At 35.0% G+C, this 4,602-nt stretch carries 5 protein-coding genes and 1 pseudogene; all 6 read left to right on the plus strand.

The features are described from left to right. Positions 1-339 (plus strand): annotated as a pseudogene (locus ACJAZK_RS14760) (methyltransferase); the annotation flags it as partial. Between the two features lie 216 nt (positions 340-555). After that, positions 556-1,608, plus strand: a complete 1,053-nt coding sequence (locus ACJAZK_RS14765; RefSeq protein WP_415224702.1) for a type III polyketide synthase — start codon at positions 556-558, stop codon at positions 1,606-1,608. Between the two features lie 223 nt (positions 1,609-1,831). Then, entirely contained in the window at positions 1,832-2,626 is a 795-nt protein-coding gene (locus tag ACJAZK_RS14770) for an SDR family NAD(P)-dependent oxidoreductase (RefSeq protein WP_415224703.1), read from the plus strand. Between the two features lie 67 nt (positions 2,627-2,693). Beyond that, positions 2,694-3,164 (plus strand): 3-hydroxyacyl-ACP dehydratase FabZ family protein, encoded by a 471-nt coding sequence (locus tag ACJAZK_RS14775; RefSeq protein ID WP_415224704.1) that lies wholly within the window; start codon positions 2,694-2,696, stop codon positions 3,162-3,164. Next, positions 3,157-3,483, plus strand: coding sequence for a GIY-YIG nuclease family protein (locus tag ACJAZK_RS14780; RefSeq protein WP_415224705.1), 327 nt, complete (start codon positions 3,157-3,159; stop codon positions 3,481-3,483). The genes ACJAZK_RS14775 and ACJAZK_RS14780 overlap by 8 nt, the downstream gene beginning before the upstream one ends. Before the next feature lie 43 nt (positions 3,484-3,526). Continuing rightward, positions 3,527-4,602, plus strand: a 1,076-nt coding sequence (locus tag ACJAZK_RS14785) for a beta-ketoacyl-[acyl-carrier-protein] synthase family protein (RefSeq protein WP_415224706.1), incomplete at its 3' end; no start/stop codon positions are given.

Below are 4,602 nucleotides of genomic sequence, written 5' to 3' on the forward strand. Positions count from 1 at the left end.
GAAGATTTTGAGCAACTAGATTATGATTTAGTGTTGACTACATTATTTCTGCATCATTTTAAGGAAGATGATTTGGTTACCTTTTTAAAACCTGTTTTAGAAAAGGCTAAATTAGGAATTGTGGTTAACGATTTACATAGACATAAATTAGCGTATTACCTTTTTAAATTACTGTGTACAACAATTAAAAATAAGACCATTGTTGAAGACGGGCTAACCTCAGTATTGAGAGGGTTTAAAAGACCAGAGTTAGAAAATATATCACAACAATTAAACGCCAATTATAATCTACAATGGAAATGGGCTTTCCGGTTCCAGTGGATACTTAAAAGTTCATAGTTGAAGTTTGGTTGTCGAGTTTTAAATAAAACACATTTTCCGAAGGAAAAAATTAGTTTAAATCGAGAGTAAGAGTAATCACAGTATTAGAAGATTAGTGAGAATTTGCGTCATTCGTGGCAAAAGAAAAAGTAATTCAAGAATATATTAAGTTTGAATATTCACATTTCGCTTTGCGACTTTAGGAGAAAGCTTAATTAAGTACAATAAGATAACATGAGTGTAAAAATAACGTCGGTAGCAAAACAGCTACCAAAATATACTAGAGAAACTAAAGACATTATTCCCTTTTTGAATATCTGGTTAGCCGATCAAGACGATCGTTTTAAACGAAAAGTAATTAAGCTTTTTGAGAACGCTGGAGTGGATAGGCGCTATTCTATAATGGATGCAGAGGACGTGTTTTTGAATACGTCTTTTGAAGAAAAAAATGAGATCTATTCTCGTGAAGTTATACAATTGGCAGAACAATCATTAGTAAAAGCTTTAGACAAAGCAAAACTAAAACCAACAGATATCGACTATATCATAACGGTTAGTTGTACTGGTATTATGATTCCGTCTGTAGATGCGTACTTGATTAATAACCTAAAGATGAAACAGGATATCGTAAGACTTCCAGTGACTGAAATGGGTTGTGCTGCAGGAGTTTCAGGAATTATTTATGCAAAGAATTTTTTAAAAGCGAATCCCAATAAACGTGCAGCAGTAATTGCTGTAGAATCGCCAACGGCAACATTTCAGCTCGATGATTATTCAATGGTAAATATTGTAAGTGCTGCTATTTTTGGTGATGGCGCTTCAAGTGTGATTTTATCATCTTACGAAAATGAAGAAGGTCCGAAAATTATAGACGAAGCCATGTATCATTTTTATGATGCTGAAACTATGATGGGTTTTAAACTTGTAAATACAGGTTTACAAATGATTTTGGATAAAGCTGTTCCTGAGACAATTTCAGAACATTTCCCTAGGATTGTCCATCCATTTTTAGAACGTAATAATATTTCAATAGAAGATATAGATCATTTGATTTTCCATCCTGGAGGTAAGAAAATTGTACAAACCGTAGAAGATTTGTTTGGCTCTCTTGGCAAAAATATTGACGACACCAAAGATGTTCTTAAACTTTACGGAAACATGAGTAGTGCGACAGTATTATACGTTTTAGAACGCTTTATGGATAAACAATTGCCTAAAGGCGATAGAGGCTTAATGCTAAGTTTCGGACCAGGGTTTTCAGCACAACGCATATTGTTAGAGTGGTAGTTTAATATTTATGACGTAGTTTTAATCAACGAGTAAAACAATGTTAAGTTTTGATTTTTTTGCTTAGTTCACACCGTTTTAATTTTAATAAATTTGTGTTCGTGAATCTCGTACCTTGATTTCGTTTTTTTATCAAGAACTGCGCAGCACATCATGAGGTCCTAAAAAATAGTATGGGCGAATAAAAATTTTTATAAATTTAGTTTGAGGAATAAGCATCTATATGAATGATTTTCAAGATAAAAACTATTGGGCACTGATTCTCGGAGGTTCAAGCGGATTAGGTTTAGCTACAGCAAAAAAACTAGCTAAACATGGCATGAATATTTGCATCATTCACAGAAATTCAAGAGCACAAGAAGATGAAGTCAATTCAGAATTTGAAACTATAATAGCTGAAGGGATTCAATTTAAATCGTATAATGTTGATGCTTTTAAATCTGAAAAACGAGAACAAATTATTTCAGAATTGAAAGCACTATTTACCTCAGAAGGTAACATAAGGACACTCGTTCATAGTGTCGCCAAAGGGAATTTAAAACCGATGATTTCCGAAGAAAAACCAACACTAAAAAACGATGATTTTAATTTGACAATTAACGCCATGGCTATTAGTCTATACGATTGGACTAAAGCTGTTTTTGACGCTCAATTATTTGCGAGTGATGCTCGAATTATCAGTTTTACAAGTGAAGGAAATACGAAAGCTTGGAAAAATTATGCAGCAGTATCTGCAGCAAAAGTAACTTTAGAAGCGATTACTAGAAATATTGCCTTAGAATTTGCACCTTTTGGAATTAGAGCTAATTGTATCCAAGCAGGTGTGACTGATACTGCATCATTACGAATGATTCCGGGAAGTGAGCAAATTAAAGAACATAGTTTAATACGTAATCCATTTAAGCGTTTAACACGACCTGATGATGTTGCTAATGCAGTATATCTGTTATCAAAAGATGAAGCGAGTTGGATTAATGGATGCGTAATTCCTGTGGATGGAGGCGAACATATATCCTAGAATTAAATTGAAATCAATGGGCCACCTTGAGCGGAGTCGAAAGGTCTTATAAAAAAACATATTTGAATTGAACAATAACCAAATCATATCATTATTACCATATCAACAACCATTTCTATTTGTTGATGAATTAACGATGACGTCTTTGGAAGGGATAACAGGACATTACACCTTCAAAAAAGATTCCTATTTCTACGAAGGTCATTTTAAAAATAATCCAATTACGCCAGGTGTAATTCTTACCGAATGTATGGCGCAAATAGGACTCGTATGTTTAGGGATTTATATACTGAAAGATCAATTATCTGAAGATAATCAACCGCAAGTTGCGTTGACGTCGAGTCAAGTTGATTTCTTTTTACCTGTATTACCTGGTGAGAAAGTCACAGTGGTTTCAGAAAAACAAGTGTTTCGTTTTAATAAATTGAAATGTAAAGTGAAGATGTTAAATGAGAAAAATGAATTGGTTTGTAGAGGACAAATATCAGGAATGTTACATATTCCTGCGAAGGCAGGAATCTCTATAAAGCATGAGTGAAAACTCAAAACTGTGGTGCGTATATATAATGACGAATAAGAAGGAAGGAGTTCTTTATATTGGGTGTACAGATCATATTATAGAAAGAGTTAAAGAGCATAAGTTTATAAAATACCCCAGAGCGTTTACTGCTAAATATAAATGTAACTTGTTAGTTTATTTTGAAGAGTTTGAAGATGGAGAAGAAGCTTCTATTAGAGAGATTCAATTCAAGAAATGGGAGCGAGATTGGAAAATTAAACTGATTGAAGATATGAATCCAAGTTGGATGGATTTGAGCATGAATTGGAATTTAGGACTAAATAAATTTAGAGATTAGAATTAATACTAAAAAAAGATTCCTGCCTGCGCAGGAATAGAGAATGAACAGAGTCGTCATAACAGGATTAGGAGTTGTTGCACCAAATGGAGTAGGACTCGATGCGTTTTCAAAAGCCATTAAAAACGGAGCCTCCGGGATTATATTTCATCAACAACTAGCAGACTTGAATTTTTCGTGTTGTATTGGTGGTATTCCGCAAATTTCCGAAGAAAAGAAACTCGAGTATTTAACCCCTTTACAGTTAAGAGGTTTTAATAGTTCTGGGATTTTGTATGGCTGTATGGCTGGAATTGATGCTTGGAAAGACGCTGGGTTATCAGTAGAGGCAAACAGCGAACTAGATGTTGATAGTGGAACTATTTTTGGGACAGGAACCTCTGGCGTTGAAAAATTTAGAGAAGCTATTTATAAGCTAGATGACAAACAAGTGAAACGGCTAGGAAGTACTGTCGTAGTGCAAACTATGGCTAGCGGAATTAGTGCGTTTTTAGGTGGAATTCTAGGATTAGGAAATCAAGTAACCACAAATTCATCAGCCTGCACGACTGGAACTGAAGCTATTTTAATGGGTTATGAACGCATTAAAAACGGACAAGCAAAACGAATGCTCGTTGGAAGTTGTAGCGATGATGGTCCCTATATTTGGGGTGGATTTGACGCCATGCGCGTCATGACGTATAAGCATAACGACTCTCCAGAAAAAGGCTCTCGACCTATGAGTGAAAGTGCTTCTGGATTCGTTCCAGGTGCAGGTGCTGGTGCTTTAGTTTTAGAATCTTTAGAGAATGCACTAGAACGAAACGCGACTATTTATGCTGAGGTTTTAGGTGGAAATATCAACTCTGGAGGACAACGTGATGGCGGTACAATGACAGCTCCAAATGCTGAGGCTGTGCAACGTTGTATTAAAGATGCTATTATAAATGCTAATATATCAGCAGATGATATCGATACCATTAATGGTCATTTAACAGCGACTTCAAAAGATGGTTTAGAAATTGAGAATTGGACCAAAGCCTTACATAGAAAAGGGGATGATTTTCCATATATTAACTCTTTAAAATCTATGGTTGGTCATTGTTTGGCAGCTGCAGGAAGTATTGAAGCTGTGGCAAC

This window comes from Psychroserpens sp. (genome assembly GCF_047633235.1).
Lineage (GTDB): Bacteria > Bacteroidota > Bacteroidia > Flavobacteriales > Flavobacteriaceae > Psychroserpens.